The following is a 25129-nucleotide window of genomic DNA, read 5'->3' on the forward strand; positions in this document are numbered from 1 at the left end:
TTAATTTTGTTGAATGATATTTTTCAAAAATCCAAATCCTTCGTTATACTCAATTTCAATAATACATCCATTACTCGTATAAAATTTCCAGAAATGACTTAAATCTAAATGAAGTAAATTTAAGAGTAGTAGCTTCATAATTCCTCCATGTGATACTACGATTACATCTTCGTTTTTTGATCTAATGTCATGACAAAATGTATTAACTCTTTCTGCACACTGCTTTAAGCTTTCCCCATTCGGAATTTGAAAATGAATCAAATCTTCATTCCACTTTTCTAAAACTTCAGGCACTTCATTTAAAAGATCTGTATATGTTTTCCCTTCAAATAGCCCAAAATTTGTCTCTTGTAAACGATGATCAACTATTTTCGATTCTCCTATTAAATCTTCAATCGCATCACTTAATAAAGTGCATCTACGAAGTGGACTAGAATACAAAGTATAGCGTGAAGAAGGCTCAATCATTTTCGTAAACTGGGTTATCACACCACCTATTTGACTTAAGCCTTTTTCTGTTAAATCATAATCAGTCATTCCTGCATAAACCTTTTGACTATTTCCAATGCTTTCTGTATGTCTAATTAAAAATATTCTCATACTAATCTCTCACCTATAACACTAAAAATTAAAAAGCATAATTGGGAAACTTCAATTGTAAATCCAATTACATCCCCTGTAATACCATCTAGTTTCTGATTGATTCTTTTCGTTACAAAAGTGATAAAAATAAACGTGGCACATACTGCAAAAATAATGGCTATTTCATTAATTAAGACACTACTTACACAAATGAGTAACACATATGCAATTAAAACAAATAATGAGTTAGATTTTTTGGCTTCGATTATAAATTGACTTCCAAATCCTTCATTTCTAGCATAAGTACTAATTCTGCATGTAAATAAAGCAATGCATCTTCCAATAATGGGAAATAAAAAAATAACAAATGTAGTACTCTTTGATATAAATAACCAATCTCCTAAAAATAAAACAATTAAAGAAATGACTCCAAATGCACCAATGCGACTATCTTTCATAATTTCTAGTATTCTTTCTTTTGAACGATAACTAAAAATTCCATCTGACGTGTCAGCTACTCCATCAAAATGTAATCCACCTGTTAAAAACAAATAGACTAATAGAATAAGAAATGCATTGGCTTCTTTATCCAAAACTAATGAAATTCCAGTATTTAAACTAACAAGTATTAAACCAAATAACACACCTACTAATGGAACCAATCTAATTCCCTTTCCTAGTTCGGCTTCAATAAAATCGTAATTTTTAATAGGGATGGTTGAAAAAAAACTGAGGATCATTTTAAATCGATTCATAATGGTACTCCTACTTTATTCTTAATGGTATACCAGCTGTAACGAGTATAACTTCTTCTGCTCTTGAAGCTATTTTTTGATTTATACGCCCAGCAATATCTCTAAAAATTCTTCCTAGTCGATAAGATGGAACAAGTCCATATCCTACCTCATTTGATACAATGATCAATGTCTTATCTTGCTGATCACAAACGTCTATCAACTCGTGCACTTCATTTTCTATATCGAATTCCAGTTTATTTATTTGCTCATTCTTAATAGTCTCAAAATCAATATCAGTATAATGATCAAACATTAAATTCGAAATCATAACTGTCATGCAATCTAAAATAACATACTTAGATTGTAAAAATGCTTTATTCATTTTTAATTGATTAAATTGTTTATATCGTTCAACAGTATGCCATTCATTTGGACGCTCTTCTTGATGTCTTAAAATTCTTTCATTCATATCTCCATCAAATGGTATTGCCGTAGCAATATAAACAACATCATTTTCGTTTGTTTGTAACTCTTTTATACGTCTTTCTGCATAGGAACTCTTTCCACTACGAGCTCCACCAATTACAAGAATCACTCTCTTCACCCCTTTAATTTGATCTTATTATTTAGTTCTAATTAACCTAACTCTCCAATTACAAAGAAACCTATTAATGAAATAATTATTAATATAACTGACCCAATTTTTTTCTTTAAACTGGGTCTCGGACCATCTTTTAACCTAAAAAAATCGCACCATTTAAAAAGCTAAGTGATTCTACCCCGCATGAAAAGTACGAGAAAATAGGACCTACTATTAGAGATAACCCATCTAACCAACGACTAGATACTAATTATCTTTTACTCTTTCATTCATAGCCCTTCTCCTTTTATTCAGTTCCTTTCTATCATAATTCATTTTTGAATAAAAATGAGTATAAAAAAGAAGGTTTTACGATAAAAATCGACCTACTTTTTTATACTCTGTTCATCTCTTATAGGCTTTACTTCCTAATATCCGCACCTGTACGTTAATATCTTTTATTGAATCCATATTTACTTCGTTCATTGCTTTTAAAGTCCAATCATGTCGATTAAAACGGTACGGCTTTTCTGATATATTAAGAAGATCTGTATGAATCTCTGCCCCCTTCTTAATCGTTTTTAAAATTTCTTTTTTTATCTTTTTACTCGCTTTCGAACTAATCTCTTTGTTACTTAAAAGATTCTCATTTTGAGAAATTGCTACTTCTGTCTTTACTTTGATAATATATTTTGGCTTTTTACCACCCTTGATAACTTTAACTGATCCTTTAGAGTTTCTTACCTCTAAATTAACATTGTCTTTCTTAAGCAAAAGAGTCGTACTGTAATTTTCTTGCTTCATATAATTTAGTGAATTTAAATCTTTTAACGCCAATTGACCTTTAAATTTTTTCTGGGAAATGGCAAAAGCACCATTTATAAAAGCCACTTTATCATTTACTTCTTTTTTTTCTTTAAAAACCTTTTCATCAATATCTAATAATGGGATTAAAACTGTACCGACTGGTTGAGTATATCTTGAAATAAATTGATGAAACTTTAGGCTAAGTAAAATCAAACTACCTCTACTTCTTTCATATGGATTATTTACGACAGTATATAAAAATGGTAAATTAAAAAAACTTTGACTTGTGAAAATATCTTTTATATTTCTTTCTGTTCCATAAATCCACACTGTATATCTTAATAGAGGACGTCCACTAATAAACGAATTGACTTCCTTCATCTTATTTTCAATTACTGATTTACTTAAAATAATACTACTGACATGACCATAGTATAACGGGATGGGGGACCTTTCCTCTATAATATTGAATGCCGACTGAATCGTTTTTCCTTTTGCTTGACCTATTAATGGAGGAGCTGGGACTTGTAGTGCTCCTCCCTCTTGCTTTGCAATATTTGAAAAATTAAGTGCTTGGACAGTTACAATATACTGATTATCTTTAAAATCAATTCCAAAACCTGTAATCAATGTTTGATCGATTATCGTCCGGTCACCCCAGCAACCTGTTAATATGAACAATTGAGAGAACATCAATAGAAAGATTAGTAATTTTTTCATTCTATTCATCACTCCTTCTGACGGTCAACATCAACTGGATGAAGTGATTGATTTCGCTTTTTCTTATATTCTTGTGGAATTTTAATCAGTATACTAAAAAAATCTGAAATACTTGGTACCGAATATAGAGTGAAATATGGTTGCCCTATGCTTTCTAATGAAACCAACATTGTAATTATTAGAAAAAAGCCTGTAAAATAGCCAATTAATCCTAATGTTGATGATAAAAATAAAATAAAAAAGCGAAGGAATACTATATTACCCGCGATATTTTGATTAATTAATGTATAACCAGAAATAACTGTTAGTGCTACCATTACAAGCATAGCAGGAGAAGTTAGTCCTGCACGGATTGCTGCATCACCAATAAATAACCCACCTAATACCGCGACAGTCTGTCCTACTGCCTTTGGCAAACGTATACCCGCTTCTTTAAACAATTCAAAAAATGTTAGCATTAAACAAGCTTCAAGTGGCGCTGAAAACGGTAATCCATTTCTAGACATCGCAATCGTGGCGAGAAAAGGATATGGTAATTGATCCATATGATACGTCACCAATGCAATATAGAATCCTGGTAAAAATATTGTCGTTAACATCGCAATTATTCTAAGATAGCGGACGACATTAACAAAATAAAAACTCGTATGTATATCTTCAGGCGAATAAACAAGTTGGTTTAAAGTGGTTGGACCGATTAAACATGTCGGATTTCCGTCAACGAGCACCGCAAACCTACCCTGATTTAAGGATTGAACAACAAAATCGGGTCTACCAATATTATCAAGAAGAGGGAAAATGGAGAATGGCTTGTCATATAACGCCTCCTCTATTTCATAACTACTAACAACCACGTCTTTTTCTATCGAACTTAGCCGTTTTTTTACTTCCGATAGTATTGCTGGATTTATAATATCTTCAATATAAACAAGCAATACCTTCGTCCTACTTCGTACACCGATATTAAACTCTATACTTTTTAAAGTCGAAGTCTTCAGTCTTTGACGTATTAATGCCATATTATCAGAAACATTTTCAACAAAACCATCTCTTGGTCCACGAATCGAATTTTCCAAATTTGATTCTTCTGGAGCTCTTTTTGGTGGATTCGCTACAGGAATAAAGAAAATCTCATTGTAGTAAGAATTAAAAATGACTAGATTACCTGAAAATAGATTTTCTTCCACTTCTGACTTTATATTAACTTCGGATCTTAACTTTTTAGCTTCTACAATATTACTTAGTAACTCAAAATTGAATTGATCTTCCTTATGTATCACATCAAAAATGTCGGTAATAATTTTGTTACTATATTGAATATCAATCAAGTTTGGACAAAACATTATAACTACAACATGCAATTTTTCGCCATCTTTGAATTTTTTTGTTCTAAATGCTATATCCGAAGAATGATTAAAAGATTCGAGAAACACTAATAAATCAGGTTGATCCGTTCTAGTTGATTCTCTTTTCATGCTGAATCACCTTTTAATTTTGACATGATTAATAAAATGATCATCATACAAAGTAAAAAACCTAAATTAAATTTAAAAAAATAATTTTGTAAAAAATTAGTAAAAGAAGTTGCATTCCAAGGAATCATTGCCCCAACTAGTAAAATGAGTGAAAGGACTGGTAAACTCCATTTTTTTCGCCCAGTATAATTAAGAATATGGTTTGCAAGATATAGATTTAAACTAATCCGAATAAAAGCTCCAGACAGCCACTGAAAAATCGATAAAAAATCTAATCTAGTAATATTTTCGCCTAAAGTTAATAGCTTCCATTGTTCATAAACTGGATTTCTCATTTTTTCTGCTTCGTTCATTCCAAATTCCATTATAGCCCCTGTAAGAGGACCTAAAATTAACATTAATAAGATTAAGCCAACCAAGATTAACCATTTTGCTTTTACTTTGTCTTTCAAATAAGAGTTTAAAAATAAAATAAAAATGATTTCAAAAAAACCTGAGCACGAATAAATAAAGCCATGAAAAAAATCATGATATCCATGTTCAAATATAGGAAATAATAAAGCGTAATTTTTATTCTTTACATTCCCCATTCCTACAGTGAAACCAAACAAGCTGACGATTGGTAATACTAAAAAAGCCATTGTACAAATCGAACGTATACCAGCATATGCCGCGTAAAAACAGATAATGGAAATTAAAAACACGACAACGAACAAGGGAATATCTTGAGTATAGTTTGTATAAGCCCAAATAATCGTAAAGCGTAAAGTTATAAAAGCAGTTATTAAAAAGTAAATGACGAAAATGATAGATAATAAGTAAGAAATTGGTTTATAAAATACTTTAAACATGACAGACAAAACGTCTTCATTTTTAAATTTTTTATATAAATAGAAAACTAAAGCAATCCAAATCATAAATGGGATTACGCTAGTAACTGTTGTTACCCATGAATCTCGATGTGAAGATGTCAATAGACTTGGAATGATAAATACATGCAGCATAAATCCTGTTGACATGATGAGTAATACATAGATATGAACTGAGTGAATTAGCTTCTTATTCATAAAAAATCTCCCTATAACTCCTTATTCCTTTAAGTTAACCCATCGACCGATCCAATATGTATAAATTTCCCAACTTATTCTTAAAAACAATTTCTTATAGATCAATAAAAAACCTTCTCCCAAAAGACAATCTGGAGAAGGCAACTTAATATCTTAAAAAAACTTTTACTCTTTATTACTTGTTTAATTCTAACTCTTTTAAAATACTATCTAATGTAGCACCTTTATATGAGTTTTTAGCTTTAGGAGGATTTGGAACTGTTGAATTTTGTAATCCAAAATTCTTCACTACATAATCCATATCTTTTGCATCAACTACTTTATCAAAGTTGAAGTCAGCGGATGCTTTATTTGTGCCCCAGAACGTTTGTACAGCTAATGCATCTAGTACGTCAATTACATCATCTTTATTTGCATCTCCAGCAGGTGCAACATCCAATAAGTAGCGTAATTGCTTACCGATTAAATCACCGCGGATATTATCAAATAAAGTTTCCATTGTTTGATTCATTGTAAAGTGACCTGGTACATCTACAGATAATGTATAAGGTTTACTGTCTACTTTCACACCATCGAATGCATAGTCACCTTGTTTTGATGTGATTGGAGCTTGTAAAACAGTTTTGCCATAATAGGATGTTAATGTAACTTTTGCACCTAATTTACTTTGATCGATTGCATAGTTTGTTTCACCTGTTACAGGATTTTTTGCTCCTTCTACTTGAAGTGTACCTGTAAGTTTTGAAACTGATGGTTTTACATTGTATCCTTCAATATAAGTGTACACATTTTTCGTTTCTACATTTGAGGTATCAATTGTAGTTGTACCGTTACCTGAGAAGTTAATCGCTGAACCTGTTGTAAATGATTGATCAATTGTTTTTATATCAAAATTAAATAATTGAGTATCCTCTGGTAACTTTGCAGAACCTGAGTAAGTAAAAGTAAAGTCATATTGCGTAATATAGTCCCAAGTTGTAGGAGATGTTTTTACCGTAACTTGTGAATTGCCATATTTTTTAACTGCATCACTCACTTGAATATTATCAATGATTCCTTGTTTATTATTCAATTGAAGTGTTAGTTTAGTTGTTTTTAAGTTAGTAATATTATTTGCTTTTACAGAGTAGTTTACTGTATCACCAGGTACTATGTTTTGCTTATTCGCTTTTAAGTAATAATACGGAGTTGTATTTTTTACAAAAGCAATTCTAATTTGAGCAGTTGGATTTAGCGCTGCATCCATTCCATAAAATGTTAAAGGTAATACTGAATATTTACTATCAACTAAAATTTGATCAGTATAATCCCCATTTTTATCTACGTTAATAGGTAATGATGGGAAGAAAGAATTATAAGTATAAACAATTGTGTTATCTGATTGTTCAGCTTTAATACCATATTTTTTCGCTTCGTCAATTTCTGGGTCATTTACGTTAATATTGAAGTCGTATAACATTTGTCCATTTTTATCTAGTTGACTATCATTATACTCGATAACTTTTTGATCTAACTTGTCAAAGCTTGAAGTCATGTTTGGCACTCCGTATTCCATCATAAAGTCTCTTGCTTCAGCAAATGTTTTTCCACTTTCACTCACACCAACTAGTCTTAATTTATAATGACCTGGCTTCATTAATTCATATTTACTGCTAATCGGGTTTTTGTCATCTCCAGTGAATGGGAAGTAATATGCCCCAACAAGTCTACCAATATTGTATACTACATCTTCTTTCATTACTGACGTATTAAATGAACCAATAATCCCTAAGTCTTGACCAGTTGTTGGGTCCTGAACGAGAACATCTAATGATTTCATATGTGTTTTTAAAGAAACACTTCCATCAATAAATGGGTACGCATAAGTTGGATTTGTAATTTTATTAGAATAAAGTGGGTTGATTAAGTTAAATGATTGGATACCCTCTTCAACTACACGAACGCCAAATGGAATTTGATATTGCTCAGTTGGATCTGCAATATTCGTGAATGTAACATAACCTTCATAGGTTCCTTTTTCAGCAGTTTTTGGAATGTTTAAATTAAACTTAATTGATTTAGAACTAATACCATTCAACTTTACTGATGCAGGACCTGAAAGTGTAACATTATTTGAAGCTGCATCCTTAGATCCTCTTAATCCAGTTTGATATTTCACGTCAACACTAAATGTCTTTGCTTTTTCACTACGATTCTTTAACGTAACACTGCGAGAATCTGCAATATCATTATCATTAAATCCATATGAACCAAAGCTCATCCCACCGGTTAACTCATTGATTAATTTTTCTTTGCCGTTTACAATCGTTGGTGTTTTATCTACCACTTCTAATTCTACATTTGAATGAATTGCTTCATAAGCATCTACACGTCCACTACCAACTTCAAATACGCTATATGCTTTTGATAATGGATCAGCAGTATTCATTAAGATTGATTTGATATCTTCTGGTTGTAAGTCTTTATTTGATTGAAGTAATAACGCGGCTACACCAGCTACATATGGTGTTGCCATTGATGTTCCAGACATACGCTCATATGCGTACGTATAATCTTCAGGTTTTGATCCATCGCCTGTTTTATTATTTACATAAAATGGTACACTTGAAAGAATCGAAACACCTGGAGCAGTTACTTCTGGCTTGATATCATAGTTTACACGAGATGGTCCTCTTGAACTAAACGTCGCTAATTCATCTGAAGCTGTTTGTAGTTTAGAATAGTCACCAAAAGTAACTTCATTTCTACCTGCTTTAACTGCCGCTGTAATTTTTAATCCTTCTTCATATGACACTGAGAATGAAGGAATTGCATCTACAGACTCACCTAAAAATGCTTGGATTGCTCCTTCACTTTGGTTTTCAATATTATTAGCCATTAATACCCCTACAGCGCCCGCCGCTTTTGCATTTTTGATTTTATCAATCAATGCAATTGTTCCACGTTGAATGTAAGCAATCTTGCCTTTTAAGTCTTTTCCTGTAAAATTCGATGGATTTGCTAAACCTACGTCAACTAGTTGATAGGTTTTACCTTTTAATGTCGGTAAATTATCAGAATAGTTTTGAGCTAATTGTCTAAAGTTGTATTTGTTTCCATCCTGTGTTCCATTAAATTGATAAAGATCAATTGCAACTGATGAAGCTCCGACAGTTAACGCTAAAGCAGCCGCTCCCGGTGAACCTAATGTATCCATTTTATCTCCATCATTTCCTGCAGCAACAACAGTCGTTACGCCACTTAATACAGCATTGTTAACCGCGATAGAAGTTGCATAAAGTGGATCATTTAATGATGCACCTAATGACATATTAATAACATCCATGCCATCTTTTACCGCTTTATCAATACCAGCGATAATAGCTTCACTTGTTCCAACACCACCAGGTCCAAGTACACGATATGAATAGATATCAGATTCTGGTGCTGCACCAACCTGTTTGTATTCACTATCTGACGCACCACGTCCACCAATGATACCTGCTACGTGAGTTCCATGCTCTGTATAATAATCAGCTCCATTTGCAGAACCTGGTTTTCCAGCTTTTACCCAATCAGCATAGGTAGTCTCCATTGGATCATTGTCATTATCTACAAAGTCATATCCACCCTTGAAAGCGTCTTTCAAATCAGGATGGTTATAATCGATACCCGTATCAAGAATACCTATTTTAATTCCTTTACCTGTGTAGCCTTCAGCATGTAACTTATCTAAACCATCATATGGTGTATAGTTTGCTACTTTAGACTCGTCAGCTTTTAACTCACTATTCTTATCTGATTCCTTAGGAGGGTCAATCGAGAACTTCTCATTACTCCATACAGTTTTAACCGCTTTTGATTTTAATAGATTCTTAATTTGATTCGCAGGTAGACTCATTGAAACACCGTTAAAGGCATTTTTAAATGAACGCTTAATTTTAAAGTCTACCTTTTTATTATTTTCATCTTTAAGAACTTGTCCTACTTCTTCATTAAAAGTGTCATGATCTTGATCAACTAATTCCTTAGCTTGTGCTTCAGTTAATGATTTACCTTCTACTTGCGCCTCGATTCGTGCCACTTTCGCTGGCTTATTTGCAAACTCTACAATAACTGAAGTTTGTTTTGTTGTCGTTTGATCTATGTCTGATGATAGCTGTAGTCCTGTCGCTTCATTTGTAGAAATTTGTTTTAAAGCAGCTCGTTGCTGGGAAGTTAAATTTGCAAGTATTGTTTCTGTCTTCGTTTTCCCGGCTGCCTTTGAAACATTTGTTACATGTGCAATCGGTGCAACAACAACACTAGATGATAGAGCTAATACGGTAAAGCCTGATACAAACTTACTTTTCTTTACTCTTTTCCCCATTCTTCTTCCTCCTGGCTTCTATTTATGTAAAGTAAAATTCAATAAAGAACTATGATTTATAAAATAGTAGGCTATTTTTCTCTTCATATTTACCTCTTTACATCAAATTTACTCTCTACATTTATTATCATTTTTTTGCAATTTTCGGTCAATTGGGTTATCCCTCCCCTCATTTACCAATCGTTCGAAATATCGCTCTCTACATTCGACAGGATTCCTCTAAATTCTCCCGTGAAAAACAATTAAAATAACCCAATTTTTCGATCATTTTAAAAGAAATGGCCAGCCTATTGAAAACGCTTACTATTTTAATTAAATTTTAATCGTTTTCAATAAACACCGGGATGATCGCTTTTTCTTACTAATTGAACATGATAATACTATTTTAGAATATTTTAATCTATCATTTATTAGGTCTTTTTTTCATATAAACTGGACATAAATTAACACATTTTTTGTGGAAAGTAACGAAAAAGTGAGAAGCTATTTTAATTGCACTTCACTACTTCTACATTCCACGTCTATTTCCATAACATAAAAAAGGGAAGCCAATCTAGTTGGCTTCCCTCTTCTAAATTAATTATTGATCTAAACCTAAATCTTTTAAAATACTATCTAAAGTTGCACCTTTATAAGTAGTTTTTGGTTTTGGTGCGTTATCAACTGTAGGATTTTGTAATCCAAAGTTTCTAACAACATAGTCCATATCCTTTTTATCTACTACTTTATCAAAGTTAAAGTCTGCTGTAGCTTTATTTGTACCCCAATACGTTTGTACAGCTAGTGCATCTAACACGTCAATTACATCATCTTTGTTAACGTCCCCAGCTGCAGCTGTTAATAAACCTATATTATATCTCATTCCTAATGTTTCCCCACGTACTTCATTTGATAAAAGTACTTGTCTGTTCATTGTAAAATGTCCAGGCACATCAACTTTATAAGTATAAGGTTTTGTATCTGCTTTTAAACCTTCAGCACTATATTGTCCACTTTTGTTGATTGAAGGTTGAACAGTTGTTTTTCCATCATAAGATGTAACTGTAACTTTAGCACCAATTACACTTTGATCAAGCGCATAATTTAGGTATCCTGTTACTGGATCATATGCTCCTTCTAAATTTAATGCTCCATCAATTCTAGAATAAGTATTTTTAATTTTATAAGATTCCATGTACGCATACACATCTTTTGTCTCAACATTTGATTGATCAATTGTTGATGCAGTCATTGTATACCAATCATGTGGGATAAAATTTGTATATTTCTCTGCTGTTTTCATATCGAAATTAAATAATTGTAAGTCTTCTGGTAATGCTTTTGTTCCATTGTAAGTAAATGTAAATGTATAAAGCTGACTAATGCCAGAAGGTACTGAAGTTACTGATACTTGTGCATCACCATATTGTTTTACTGCATCATTTACAACGACATTTTGAATTGTTGCTAGATTTGGATCAACTTTGAAATTAATTTTAGTAGTTTTTAAATTTTTAATATTATTTGAACGAACACTGTAATTTACAGTATCACCTGTTGTAACTATTTGTTTATTTGCTTTTAAGTAGTAGTATGGGAAATTTTGATCGACGAATACTAGTCTTAACATATTTGCAGCATTTCCAGTAAAGTTTCTTGCTGCATCCATACCATAGAAAGAAACTTGTAAAGGTGTAGATCGCTTCTTAACTAAAATCTGGTCTGTATAGTTTCCGTTCTTATCTGTTTTAATAGGATTAGCTGGGAACGGGCTATCGTAAAATGATACAACTTTATTAGAAGACTGATCTATAGGTATACCTAAACGATTAGCTTCAGCAGTTTCAGGATCATTTAGATTAATGTTAAAGTCATATAAGAATTCTCCTTTTGAATCAAATTGACTATCTTTGTATTCAATTACTTTTTGATCTAATGAGTCTAAACTAGTAGTCATAGTAGGTGCTGCAACATCATAAACGAAATCGGCAGTTTTTACGAATGTCTTACCGTTTTCATTTGTACCAATTAATTTCAATTTATAGTTTCCTGCCTTGGCTACTACTGGATCATAACTAATTGGATTTTTTGCATCACCAGTAAATGGATAGTAAAATGAACTAAATCCTCTTCCAATAAAGTAATCTTGATTTTCATTCAATGCGATTGGTGTAAATGAACCAACTAAACCAAGATCTTCACCCGTTTTAGCATCTTGTAGTAATACATCTAATGTTTTCATGTGTGACTTTAATGAAAAATCGAATGATAAGAATGGAAATGCATTTGCTGGCCAGCTAGTATCATTACCAAACATTGGATTGTCGATTTTAAGATAATCGATTCCTTCATCGACTACGCGACCACCAAATGGAATTTGATATGTTTCTGATGGATCCACAGTATTTGTAAATGTAATAAACCCTTCATATGTTCCTTTTTCCGCTGTTTTTGGAATATTTAAGTTAAACTTAACATTCTTTTGGCTAATTCCATTTAATTTGACAGATGTAGGACCAGTGAAAGTTACATTGTTTACAGCAGCATCTTTAGACCCTCTTAAACCAGATTGGAATTTCACGTTTACATTAAATGTTTTTGCTTTCTCACTACGATTTTTTAATGTAATATTGCGAGAATCTGCAATATCTTTATCATCAAAACCATAAGATCCGAAGCTTATGCCACCAGTTAATTCTTTAATTGATTTTTGTTTGCCATTAATATAGGTTGGTGTTTGATCTTCTACTTCTAATTCTACATTCGAATGAATTGCTTCGTATGCATCTACACGTCCACTACCTGCTTCAAATACGCTATACGCTTTAGATAATGGATCAGCAGTATTCATTAAAATTGATTTGATATCTTCTGGTTGTAGGTCTTTATTTGATTGAAGTAATAATGCTGATACACCTGCAACATAAGGTGTCGCCATTGATGTTCCTGATAAGCGCTCATATGCATATTTGTAATCTTCAGGTTTTGAACCGTCACCTGTTTTATTATTTACATAGAATGGTACGGTTGAAAGGATTGCCACACCAGGAGCTGTTACTTCAGGCTTAATATCATAGTTTACACGTGATGGGCCTCTTGAACTAAATCCAGCTAATTCATCTGATGCTGTTTGCACCTTTTTAAAGTCACCAAAAGTGAAGTCTGATTTACCAGCTTTGATTGCAGCTGCAATTTCGATCCCCTCTTGATTAGAAACAGAGAATGCTGGAATTGCATCAACTGATTCACCAAGGAAAGATTGGATTGCACCTTCAGCTTGATTTGTTTCGTCGTTGTACATTAAAACACCAACTGCACCTTTTGCTTTTGCATTTTTAATCTTATCGATTAGGGCAATTGTTCCACGTTTAATGAAAGCAATTTTCCCATTTACATCTTTACCATTGAAATCTGCTGGATTACCTAAACCAACATCAACTAACTGATATGTTTTTCCTTTTAATGCTGTTAAGTCATCTGAATAGTTACGAGCTAATTGTCTTACTGAATAGTTTTTGCCATTATTTACTCCAGCATATTGATAAACATCTAATGCGATTGACGATGCACCAACTGTTAATGCTAATGCTGCAGCACCAGGTGCACCAAGCGTATACATTTGATCGCCGCTATTTCCTGCTGCAACAACTGTCGTTACACCGCTTAACACAGCGTTATTTACTGCAATCGATGTTGCATAAAGCGGATCATTTAAGCTCGCACCTAATGACATATTAATAACATCCATGCCATCTTGAACAGCTCGATCGACTCCTGCAATAATGTCTTCCTCAGTTCCAGATCCATAAGCTCCTAACACTCGGTAAGAATAAAGGTCAGCTTCAGGTGCCGCACCAACTGTTTTATATTCACTATTTGCTACACCACGTCCACCAATAATACCAGCTACATGTGTACCATGCTCAGTGTAATAAGTTGATGATCCACTAATTTCAGGTTTTCCTGATTTTTTCCAATCCGCATACGTTGTTTCCATTGGATCATTATCGTTATCAACGAAATCATATCCGCCCTTATAAGCATCCTTTAGGTCTGGATGATGATAATCCATTCCTGTATCTAAAATCCCCACTTTAATTCCTTTACCCGTAAACCCTTCTGCGTGTAAACGATCTAACGCATCATATGGAGTATAGTTTGCAACATTTGATTCATCAGCTTTCAGTTGATCATTTTCTTTCGGTGGATCAATTGAAAATGTTTGATTGCTCCACACCTTTTTTACAGCTTTCGATTTTAATAGATTTTTAATTTGATTTGCTGGTAATGTCATAGAAACACCGTTGAATGCATGCTTATATGAATGATTAATTTTATAATCTACTTTTTTACTTTTACTAGTTGTTAACACATTGCTAACATCTTTTGTAAAAGTTTCATGGTCTTGATCAATTAGATCTTCAGCATCTGATTTTGTTAAAGTTTTACCTTCAACATTCGCTTCAATTTGAGCGACTTTAACTGGTTTATTAGCAAACTCTACAATGACACTTGTTTGCTCAGAAGAATCCAAATTAATTTCAGAGGATATTTGCATCCCAGTGTCTTCACTTGTTGAAAGTTGTTTAAGTGCTGCTCTTTGCTCTGAACTTAAACTTGACAAAATATCTTCTGCCTTACTTGGACTTGCAGCATTTGATACATTTGTTACTTGTCCTAGAGAACCTAAAATAAAACTAGATGTTAAAGCTAAAACAGTAAAACTTTTTAAAACTTTACCTTTTTCTTTCTTTTCCCCCATTTTTCTTCCTCCAGTTCATTATTCTGCCTAGTTTGCCTTTTACATTAATTACTAGAATTAAGTTTTTTGACAACTTCCTCTAGTAATTAACAAAATAGAATGACATTTGTCGTTTATTTCTATTAGTTATATTATTAAGAATTTTCTATTTTTAATCAATTGGGTTATAACAAACCTTGATCTTTCAATGTTTACTCAATTCCCCTTTAGAAAATCGACAAATTACAACATTTTTCCCCTTCCGATTAAACCAATTTCATGCAATAGAAATTCAATCTATTAATTTATTAGTTTTTTAAACGAACTAAATTATTAAAAAAGACAAAAAAATGGAGCCATCTCAAATGTCAGGTTATCTAACATGGGATGCCTCTTTAACGATTCTGGAACTGTAATGATGAACTTTATTTGTGGATTTATTTGCAATTTTTGGCAATTTTAATTCCGATTCTCAGATTTTACTTTTATTTGAATTTTTCAGCAAAAAAACGAGGGTACCCATATAAAGTTAGACTTTTGGGACACCCTCATGTATTTTACATACTTACAAATGTATGTTCAATTGACTCATATAACTCGGCAGCTTTTTGATACTCTTTAATCTCAATATAGTATTTATATAATTTCTTACCAAATTGTTCAATATAAAATTTATTATTAGTAGAATAAAAGAATGGGAGTGCCTCATCTGATAAATATTGATAAAATTTTTCACGGGCTCCCTCAGCTTTAAGCTTAAATAGTTTTATTAATGTAATATGTACTGGACTTTTTAACATTTTTGCTAATGCTAATGCTCTTTTCATCACACTAAGTAGTATCTCTTTTTCTAATAGTGTGCCTTCCGTACATGTCTCTAAATAATTGCATAAACGTCTTAAATAATTTATTGATTTTTTATTTTCGGTTTCATTAATACTTTCTTCAAAATAATACAGTGCAGTTTCATATTCTTCTCGCTTAAAGTACTTCACTCCGAGATTATTTAATAAAATGGCTTTCCGTTCGCGGTCTCCTAATACTTCACAGTTATGAATCAAATCTTTATAGCGTTCTACAACTTCACTAAAATTCATTTCTAATTCACTACCGTACTGCAATAGCATAAGCGTTTCGGAACTAATGGCAAATAAATAGTTGTTCGTCTTCTGAAAAAACTTAAGTGCCATTTCGGCATATTTATATGCTAAGATTTTTGAGCTTCCAAAATGATAGGCAATTGCTAAATGGTGATAATATTCTTCATTTCGATACTCATCAATATTAATCTTCTTTAATACTTTAATTGCCTTTTGATGGTCTTCATTACTTAGGCTTGTATAATTCGATATATAGTACATTCCTTGAAGATGATAGAATAAATTTTTCTCGAAAGGAGATAAATTACTAAATTCTTTTTTCACAAATGTAAGTATTTGCTTAACCATATCTAAATTTTGATGATGAAAATAATACCTTGCTCTTAGTAAATTAAAGTGGGCTGCATATTGTGAATAGTCAATAAAGGGCATTTGTTCAAGTTCTGCTTTACATTCTTCTATTTGAGCTTCTTTTTTCATGATCAATGCATCATGCCATAGATGTAATTTTTTTTCTAAATTATAAAAAGATTGGACTTCTTGATGAATATTGATTCCTAAACGGTCTGAAAATAAAGCTATAATATCCGGTGAGTATGCCGTCTTTCCTCTTTCAATTTTACTTACATGAGTAGTTGTACATATACCTTCTCCAAGCATAGCTTGAGTTAATCCCATTTTTTCACGATAAAACTTTATGATTTCCCCCTCAATCATATGCACCCTCCTCTATCTCTATAAACATATTTACTAAATATTCTTTACTAATTTTTAATATCCTTTTAAGGAAAAAACAATTAATGATATTTACCTAATACTAAGAAATTTTCTTTCAAACTCAATACAATCTATCTAAAAAAAAGAGAGGATTTAAAAATGAAATCCTATCTTATAGACTATTTTATATCATTTCCCCAACCCTAAAGGCCTATATAAGCAAATATTTCTTATCTTAGATAAACGCCTATATTTGACTGTTATTACCACTTTTATTAGGGAAATTTTCTATTTTTTATTCCTCGGTTAATTGTATAGAATAACTACTAAATGGACTATTTCTCTACCTCTTTGAAAAGGAGCATTCTAAATTCTGCTCTGATCAAATATCTTTTTTATGATTAAACCAAACCAATTTATAAATCAAACTGCTTTATTATTCAATTATAAAAATCATGTGTGAAAAAAATTTTTTTGACAAAAATAATAAAATACGAAATAATTTTCACAAGAAAGGGTTTTCATAATATGATTAAAAAAAACTCTTTTTTCCTATATAATAATTATTAAGTAAATTATACTGCTTTTCTAAATCTTTAAAATACAAACATTTTCAAATTAATACTATATTAAAAATTTATTTATTCTAAAATCAATTCCCTAAGGAAAGGTGTAAAGAATATGGAACAAACGAACAGCTTAGGAAAAATTCGTTCTTATTATGCACGATTAAGTGATAAAGAAAAAAAGATCGCTGATTATATATTACAAAACCCAAAGCATATTATTCACAGTACGATTACAGAAGTAGCTGAAGACTTAAACGTTGCTGATGCGACTGTTTTTAGATTTTGTAAAAGGATTGGATTTAAAGGATACCAAGCGCTTAAAATTGCATTAGCAACAGAAATTATGACGCCTATTCAGCAAATCCACGAGGAAATTAACGAAAAAGATGATGAAATAACAATTGCAAATAAAATATTTCAATCTAATATTCGAACACTTGAAAATACTGCCCAAATTCTAGATGGTACATCCATAAAAAAAGCAGTAAATCTTATTTTAAAAGCTAATAAAGTTGAATTATACGGTGTAGGTGGTTCGTCTGTTATTGCGATGGATGCCTTCCATAAATTCATTCGTACAGGAATTAAAGCGAACTCGTACACTGACTCACACTTTCAATTGATGTCTGCTTCTCAACTGTCTAAGGAAGATGTGGCAATCGTTATCTCTCACTCAGGCTCAAATAAGGACATCCTTCGTATTTTGCAAGTACTAAATGAAAACGGTACCAAAACAATTGGAATTACAGGTTTCCCAAAATCTCCTCTAAGTCAAAATGTTGATGTCTCGCTTTACACATCTTCTGAGGAAACGGAGTATCGACCAGAGGCACTTGCTTCAAGAATTGCGCAATTAAGTATTATTGATGCAATTTACGTAAACTTAATGATCTTAAACTCTCACAAAGCTAAAACATCATTTGAAAAAGTTAGAACAGCTATATCAGAAACAAGATCTTAATTAGAAGATGTCTCAATAAAAAAATCTTGAGACATCTTTTTTATTGCATATATTATTTAGCGATTTGACTTACAAACTTCTTCATAAACTTCAAAAGCTTCATATGCATGATTGCCATTTCTTCAGGGGTAATTGGTTTTTCTTTTTCTAGCCATTGCTCCATAAGTCCAAAGAATGCCGATGAAATAAACGCAGTTGTGTATTCGTGTGGAATATCAATCATGTATTCTTCTTCTAATAAATCCACTAGTTTTTCATATATCGTCTCTTTAATATGTTCCTTCATTTTCTTCGGAAAAGCTGGGTCACCTTTTATACTGATTAAAATTTTTATAAATCTTTGATTTTCTTTTAAATAATGATATACATTAAGAATAGGTGGATAGACCATATCATTTGAATAAAACTCATTCATTTCTTTTGGCCTTATAAAAAGTAGTCGATTCTGTAATCCTTCCAATATTTCATTTTGGCTTTTTTCCATTAAATCATATTTATCTCTGTAATGTAGATAAAATGTACCGCGATTTAATCCTGCTTTTAAAGTAATATCTCTAACAGAAATAGCTTCGAATCCTTTTTCTTCTATTAAATCTAACAACGTCTCTTTGATTAATTTCTTCGTTTTTGCAACTTTAATTTCTCTCAATGACTGACTCATTTTAGATCATTCCTTTTGAATATATTCCTTATATAAGTTCTTACTAAACAAATTTCATGAATCTGTTTAGCAATGAACACATTTGAATGAATTGCTTATTGTGATTTAGTAAAACTCATTGTAATATCTTCACATAACAATAGTCAACACGTTGTTCAGTAATTTAATTTTAAAGGAATTAGGAGGTTTTACAATGAACTTATTTAAACAAAAGCAAGCTATATTAGCTCCTATACTAGTTCTACTTGTTGCGATCGTATTCAGTCTAACATTAGCATCAACCGTTAATCCTACACCTAAAAATCTTCCAATCTCAATCGTAAACGAAGATCAAGGAATTCAAGTACCATCAAAAGGGAATGTTAATTTAGGTAAAATGATGGTTACAAAGATAAATGAACTATCTAAAACGAATAAAGGTGAAAAACCCGCGATTAAGTGGCATCAAGTATCAAATGAAGAAAAAGTACGTAAAGAACTTAATGATCAAAAATATTATGCAGCTCTTATTTTTCCAAAAGATTTAAGTAAAAATCAAGCTTCATTAAAAACAGCAAATCCATCACCAATTACCATTAAAATTTTAGTTAACCAAGGTAAAAATGCCAATGGTTCAACGATGGCTACCCAAATACTGACTCATTTAGTAGAAAATCTTAATCTAACTATTCACACTGAAATTTTTAATGAATTGAAGAAAAACGTGAGCCAGATTTCTGTAAATCAAGCTGAAGTATTAGCGAATCCAATCATTACTAAGGTTGAAAATGTAAATCCAATTGGAACTCATACAGGAAATGGAAATGCACCTGTGAGTTTAATTACACCACTTTGGATGTCTAGTTTAATTGGTGCCGTAATCGTCTTCTTAGCGAAAAAGAAGACACAAGCATCAAACTCAATAAGTAAATTAAAAGTTATTTTTGAACAATTACTATTAGGAGTAATCCTATCATTCGTAATCGGTTTCGGCATAACTTTAATGGCGAAATGGATTGGCCTTACTCTACCCAATTTCTTAGATGTTGCGCTATATTTAACAATTGTTTATTTCTGCTTCCATATCTTAATTTCTGCTGTCATGTCTTGGATTGGATTTGGTGGGGTTGGTATTTTTGCCCTAATCTTTTTCTTCTCAGGTTCTTTAATTGGAATGCCAAAAGAGTTATTACCAACTTTTTCAAAAGAATGGATTTACTCATGGGTCCCAATGCGATTTGGTGCTGACGGATTAAGAGAAATTTTCTACTTTGATAAAGGGCTATCAATGAGTCATCCAATGAGTATTATTATTTGGATTGGCGTCATCTCTATTATTGTTTTATCTTTATCTGCTTTTAAGCCAAAAAAAGAAGAACTAAATCAAAGCAATCCAGTAGCTATGAAATAAAATAAAAGGACAAAAAAGGGAAACCCGTTTAACCGGTTTCCCTTTTTTATTATTACTGATCTAATCCTAAATCTTTTAAAATGCTATCCAAAGTTTTTCCTTCGTTAGTTGTCTTTGGTTTTGGTGCATGATCAACTGTAGGATTTTGTAATCCAAAGTTTTTCACGATAAAGGCCATATCCTTTGCGTCAACAACTTTATCAAAGTTAAAGTCCGCAGTCGCTTCATTTGTACCCCAATAAGTTTGTACAGCTATTGCATCTAAAATATCGATCACGTTATCTTTATTGACATCGCCAGCTGCTGCTCGTGTTAAATTCCAATTGATTCTCTTTCCTATTAGTTCACCACGTACGTTATCTGCTAAGTTCATTTTTCGATACATTGTAAAATGACCAGGAATATCGACTTTCACAGTATTAGGTTTCAGATCAGCTTTTATGCCTTCAGCAATGTATTGACCATTTTTGTTAGAAATCGGTGCTTCCACAGTAGTTTTTCCATCATTAGAAGTAACAGTTACTTTTGCACCAATTTTACTTTGGTCAATTGCATAATTAGTTTGACCTGTAGTCGGATCAATTGTTCCCTCTAAGCTTATAAACCCATCTACTTCAGAATATGTTAGGTTTTTATTATAAGTTTCCATAAAAGTATAGACATTACTTATTTCTACATTTGACTGGTCAATTGTTGATGCTGTCATTGTATTCCATTCAAAAGGCATACCCTTAATCCACTTTTCTGCTGTTTTCAAATCGAAATTGAATAGTTGTAAATCTTCTGGTAAGGCTTTCGTTCCACTATAAGTAAATGTAAACGTATAAAGTAGTGTACCAGCTGCAGTAGGTACTGAAGACACAGAAACTTGTGCATCTCCATATTGTTTTACCGCATCATTTACAATGACATTTTGTATTGTTGCAAGATTTGAATTGACTTTTAAATTGATTTTAGTTGTTTTTAAGTTTTTCACATTATTTGAGCGAACACTATAATTGACAGTATCTCCTGTTGCAACGGTTTTTTTATTTGCTTTTAAATAGTAATAAGGTAAATTTTCATTTACAAACGTAACTTCTAACATATTCGATGCATTGGCTGTAAAGTTTTTTGCTGCATCAAATCCATAAAATGCAACATTTAATGGATCAGAACTCTTCTTTACTAGGATTTTGTCAGTATAGTTGCCATTTTTATCTGTATACTTTGGTTTTGAACCGAACGGACTATTATAAAATGATACAATTGCATTCCTTGATTGATCAACTGGAATACCTAGTTTACTTGCCTCAGCAGTTTCAGGATCATTTAAATGAATGTTAAAGTCATATAAAAATTCTCCATTCGCGTCAAATTGACTATCTTTATATTCAATAACTTTTTGATCTAAGTTGTCAAAGCTAGTTGTCATAGTTGGTGCCCCAGCATCAAAAAAGAAATCAGCTGTTTTTGTAAATACTTTACTTTTTTCATTTGTTGCAACCATTTTTAATCGATATTTACCTGCTGATGCATTAATCGGTTCGCTACTAATTGGATTTTTCTCATCCCCAGTAAATGGATAGTAGATTGCATTAAAACCTCTTGAATTCGTATAATTTTGGTTTTCATTTAATACGTTTGCTACAAATGAACCTACTAAACCTAGGTCTTCACCAGTTTCTGCATCTTGTAACACTACATCTAATGTTTTCATATAGGATTTTAATGAGTAACTAAAACTTACGTAAGGATACGCATATTCAGGCCAATCGATATTATTTCCAAACATTGGATTATTGATCATAAAGGTATTAATTCCTTCATCAACAAAACGTCCACCAAATGGAATTTGATACGTTTCCGTTGGGTCTTCCGTATTCGTAAATGTAATATACCCTTCGTATGTTCCCTTTTCTGCAGTTTTTGGAATGTTTAAGTTAAACTGAATATTTTTTTGACTCATTCCATTTAATTTTATAGAAGTAGGACCAGTTAAAGTTACATTATTTTTAGTTGCATCTTTAGATCCTCTTAATCCACTTTGAAAATTTACATCTATTTTAAATGTTTTCTCTTTTTCACTATTACTTTTTAATTGGATCGTACGAGAATCTGTCACATCTTGATCATCAAATCCAAAAGATCCGAAACTAATTGCACCAGTTAATTCTTTAATCGATTTTTCTTTTCCAGCAAGATTCACTGACGTATGATCTACCACTTCTAGTTCTACATTTGAGTGGATTGCTTCGTAAGCATCAACTCGTCCACTACCTACTTCAAAAACACTATATGCTTTTGATAATGGATCAGCTGTATTCATTAAAATTGATTTGATGTCCTCTGGTTGTAAATCTTTATTTGATTGAAGTAATAATGCTGATATACCTGCTACATAAGGTGTCGCCATTGATGTTCCGGATAGGCGAGAATAAGCATATGTATAATCTTCCGGCTTTGATCCATCACCTGTTTTGTTATTTACATAAAATGGTACTGTCGATAGAATGGATACGCCAGGCGCAGTTACTTCTGGTTTGATGTCATAATTATTACGTGATGGACCTCTTGAACTGAATGACGCTAATTCATCTGAGGCAGTTTGCACTTTGCTAAAGTCTCCAAATGTGAAATCCGACTTACCTGCTTTAATTGCAGCCAAAATAGCTAAACCATCATCATTTGAAACCGAGAATGATGGAACTGCATCTACTGATTCACCAAGGAAAGATTGAATTGCACCTTCAGCTTTATTTGCTTCATCGTTATACATTAAAACACCAATTGCACCTTTTTGTTTGGCATTTTTGATTTTTTCATTTAATCCAATCGTTCCACGTTTAATAAAGGCAAGTTTTCCAGTTACATCTTTGCCAGTAAAATCGGCAGGTTTCCCTAAACCAACATCAACTAACTGAAAAGTTTTTCCTTTTAAAGATGTCATATTATCTGTATAATTTTGTGCTAATTGTCTAACTGAATAATTCATTCCATTATTTATTCCAGCATATTGGTAAACGTCTAACGCAATAGAAGATGCTCCTACTGTTAAAGCTAAAGCTGCAGCACCAGGAGAACCAAGTGTATACATTTGATTACCAGTATTTCCTGCTGCAACTACAGTTGTTATACCACTTAATACTGCGTTATTTACTGCAATTGAAGTTGCGTAAAATGGATCGTTTAATGTTGCTCCAAGTGACATATTAATTACGTCCATGCCATCAGAAACAGCGCGATCAATACCGGCAAGAATCGCTTCAGTTGTTCCACCACCATATGGCCCTAACACACGGTAAGCATATAGATCTGCATCTGGTGCTGCACCTAACGTTTTATATTCACTATTTTCTATGCCGCGGCCACCAATAATCCCTGCCACATGTGTACCATGTTCAGTGTAATATGCTTGGGAATCACTAACTTCAGGTTTACCAGATTTTTTCCAATCGGCGTAAGTCGTTTCCATTGGATCATTATCGTTATCAACGAAGTCATATCCACCTTTATAGGCATCCTTCAAGTCTGGATGGTTATAATCCATACCTGTATCTAAAATCCCTACTTTAATTCCTTTACCAGTAAAACCTTCCTTATGTAAACGATCTAACGCATCATATGGCGTATAGTTTCCAATACTTTGCTCATCCGCTTTTGGTTGGTCATTTTCTTTTGGTGGATCTATTGAAAACGTTTGGTTACTCCAAACTTTTTTAACAGCTTTTGATTTTAGTAGATTCTTAATTTGATTTGCTGGTAATGTCATGGAAACACCATTGAATGCATGTTTATAGGAATGATTAATTTTATAAATTACCTTTTTACTTTTATCACTAGTTAAAACCTGTTCAACATCTTTCGTAAAAGTATCGTGATCTTGATCGATTAATGTTTCAGCATCTGATTTAGTTAAAGTTTTCCCTTCCACACTCGCTTCAATTTGAGCAACTTTAACAGGTTGATTCACAAACTCGACAATAACACTTGTTTCTTCAGTCGAATCCAGGTTAATATCAGAAGAAATTTGAAGTCCTGTTTCCTCATTTGTCGAAAGCTCTTTAAGAGCCGCTCTTTGCTGTGCAGTTAAGCTAGCAAGAATGTCTTCTGCTTTACTTGGACTCGCTGCATTTGATACATTTGATACTTGTCCAAGAGAACCTAAAACAAAACTAGATGTTAAAGCTAATACTGTAAAACCTTTAAGAACTTTGTGTTTCTCTCTTTTTTCCCCCATTATACTTCCTCCAGTTCATTTTCAACAAAATACCTAAAACAATTAAATACAAAAATTACCTTTTTCTGACAAAATCTACTGAAATCATTCATATAAAACGAACAATTTTCGCGCATTTATCTTAGTTAAATTATCGTGAATATTCTGTTTTTAATCAATTGTGTTATTAAAGGCCTTGTTTTATAAGGATTTATTCTATGGATGAAAAAATTCGACAAAACCCAACATTTTTCACAATAAAATTAACGTGATTTTTAACCTTTATTCAAGTAACTGGCAGATTAGTTGCATAAGAATGAGAATTAAATAGGAAAATTTGCATTGGAATATTAATGGAAATTACTGTTAAAATTCAAGAGGAATTGTTTATTACTTGTTCAAGGATATGAAAAATACAGAAATAAATTCAGAATCTAATCGAACAACTTCTTTTTTAAGACCTCTAATGTATTCAAGTTCTTTATTTATTATTTTAA

The 25129-nt window shown here is 32.1% G+C and carries 13 protein-coding genes; 2 read left to right on the forward strand and 11 right to left on the reverse strand.

The annotated features are described in order from the left end of the window. From RAH41_RS06220 to RAH41_RS06260, 9 genes are all read right to left on the reverse strand, one after another. Positions 1-600, reverse strand: a complete 600-nt coding sequence (locus tag RAH41_RS06220) for a histidine phosphatase family protein (RefSeq protein WP_331221307.1) — start codon at positions 598-600, stop codon at positions 1-3. Further along, the gene (cobS, locus tag RAH41_RS06225; RefSeq protein WP_331221309.1) at positions 597-1337 is read right to left on the reverse strand and encodes an adenosylcobinamide-GDP ribazoletransferase; all 741 of its coding nucleotides are present in this window, start codon (positions 1335-1337) and stop codon (positions 597-599) included. Before cobS ends, RAH41_RS06220 begins: the two co-directional genes overlap by 4 nt. A gap of 10 nt (positions 1338-1347) precedes the next feature. Continuing rightward, on the reverse strand, positions 1348-1914 hold the full coding sequence (cobU, locus tag RAH41_RS06230) for a bifunctional adenosylcobinamide kinase/adenosylcobinamide-phosphate guanylyltransferase (RefSeq protein WP_331221310.1): 567 nt from the start codon (positions 1912-1914) through the stop codon (positions 1348-1350). A gap of 390 nt (positions 1915-2304) precedes the next feature. Further along, positions 2305-3426: a Ger(x)C family spore germination protein gene (locus tag RAH41_RS06235; protein ID WP_331221312.1), complete on the reverse strand. Its 1122-nt coding sequence runs from the start codon at positions 3424-3426 to the stop codon at positions 2305-2307. A gap of 8 nt (positions 3427-3434) precedes the next feature. Beyond that, positions 3435-4901 carry a spore germination protein gene (locus tag RAH41_RS06240; RefSeq protein WP_331221313.1) on the reverse strand — a complete coding sequence of 489 codons (1467 nt, stop codon included), beginning with the start codon at positions 4899-4901 and terminating at the stop codon, positions 3435-3437. Further along, positions 4898-5968 carry an endospore germination permease gene (locus tag RAH41_RS06245; protein ID WP_331221314.1) on the reverse strand — a complete coding sequence of 357 codons (1071 nt, stop codon included), beginning with the start codon at positions 5966-5968 and terminating at the stop codon, positions 4898-4900. The genes RAH41_RS06240 and RAH41_RS06245 overlap by 4 nt, the downstream gene beginning before the upstream one ends. Positions 5969-6143: 175 nt before the next feature. Next, the gene (locus tag RAH41_RS06250; RefSeq protein WP_331221315.1) at positions 6144-10316 is read right to left on the reverse strand and encodes a S8 family serine peptidase; all 4173 of its coding nucleotides are present in this window, start codon (positions 10314-10316) and stop codon (positions 6144-6146) included. A gap of 580 nt (positions 10317-10896) precedes the next feature. Further along, positions 10897-15057 carry a S8 family serine peptidase gene (locus tag RAH41_RS06255; protein WP_331221316.1) on the reverse strand — a complete coding sequence of 1387 codons (4161 nt, stop codon included), beginning with the start codon at positions 15055-15057 and terminating at the stop codon, positions 10897-10899. Positions 15058-15593: 536 nt separating this feature from the next. Next, positions 15594-16853, reverse strand: coding sequence for a helix-turn-helix transcriptional regulator (locus RAH41_RS06260; protein WP_331221318.1), 1260 nt, complete (start codon positions 16851-16853; stop codon positions 15594-15596). Between the two features lie 681 nt (positions 16854-17534). Here RAH41_RS06260 and RAH41_RS06265 point away from each other — a divergent pair. Continuing rightward, positions 17535-18383: a MurR/RpiR family transcriptional regulator gene (locus RAH41_RS06265; protein ID WP_331221319.1), complete on the forward strand. Its 849-nt coding sequence runs from the start codon at positions 17535-17537 to the stop codon at positions 18381-18383. Between the two features lie 52 nt (positions 18384-18435). On the opposite strand, the gene RAH41_RS06270 is transcribed toward RAH41_RS06265, so the two are convergent. Then, positions 18436-19044, reverse strand: a complete 609-nt coding sequence (locus RAH41_RS06270; RefSeq protein WP_331221320.1) for a TetR/AcrR family transcriptional regulator — start codon at positions 19042-19044, stop codon at positions 18436-18438. 193 nt (positions 19045-19237) lie between these two features. Here RAH41_RS06270 and RAH41_RS06275 point away from each other — a divergent pair, with 193 nt between their 5' ends. Next, positions 19238-20434, forward strand: a complete 1197-nt coding sequence (locus tag RAH41_RS06275) for a YhgE/Pip domain-containing protein (protein ID WP_331221321.1) — start codon at positions 19238-19240, stop codon at positions 20432-20434. A 52-nt stretch (positions 20435-20486) separates the two neighbouring features. Here the strand turns inward: RAH41_RS06275 and RAH41_RS06280 are convergent, their stop codons facing one another. Continuing rightward, positions 20487-24653, reverse strand: coding sequence for a S8 family serine peptidase (locus tag RAH41_RS06280; protein ID WP_331221322.1), 4167 nt, complete (start codon positions 24651-24653; stop codon positions 20487-20489). Between the last annotated feature and the right edge of the window lie 476 nt (positions 24654-25129).

The sequence above is a fragment of the Gottfriedia acidiceleris genome (genome assembly GCF_036421055.1).
Lineage (GTDB): Bacteria > Bacillota > Bacilli > Bacillales > Bacillaceae_G > Gottfriedia > Gottfriedia acidiceleris_C.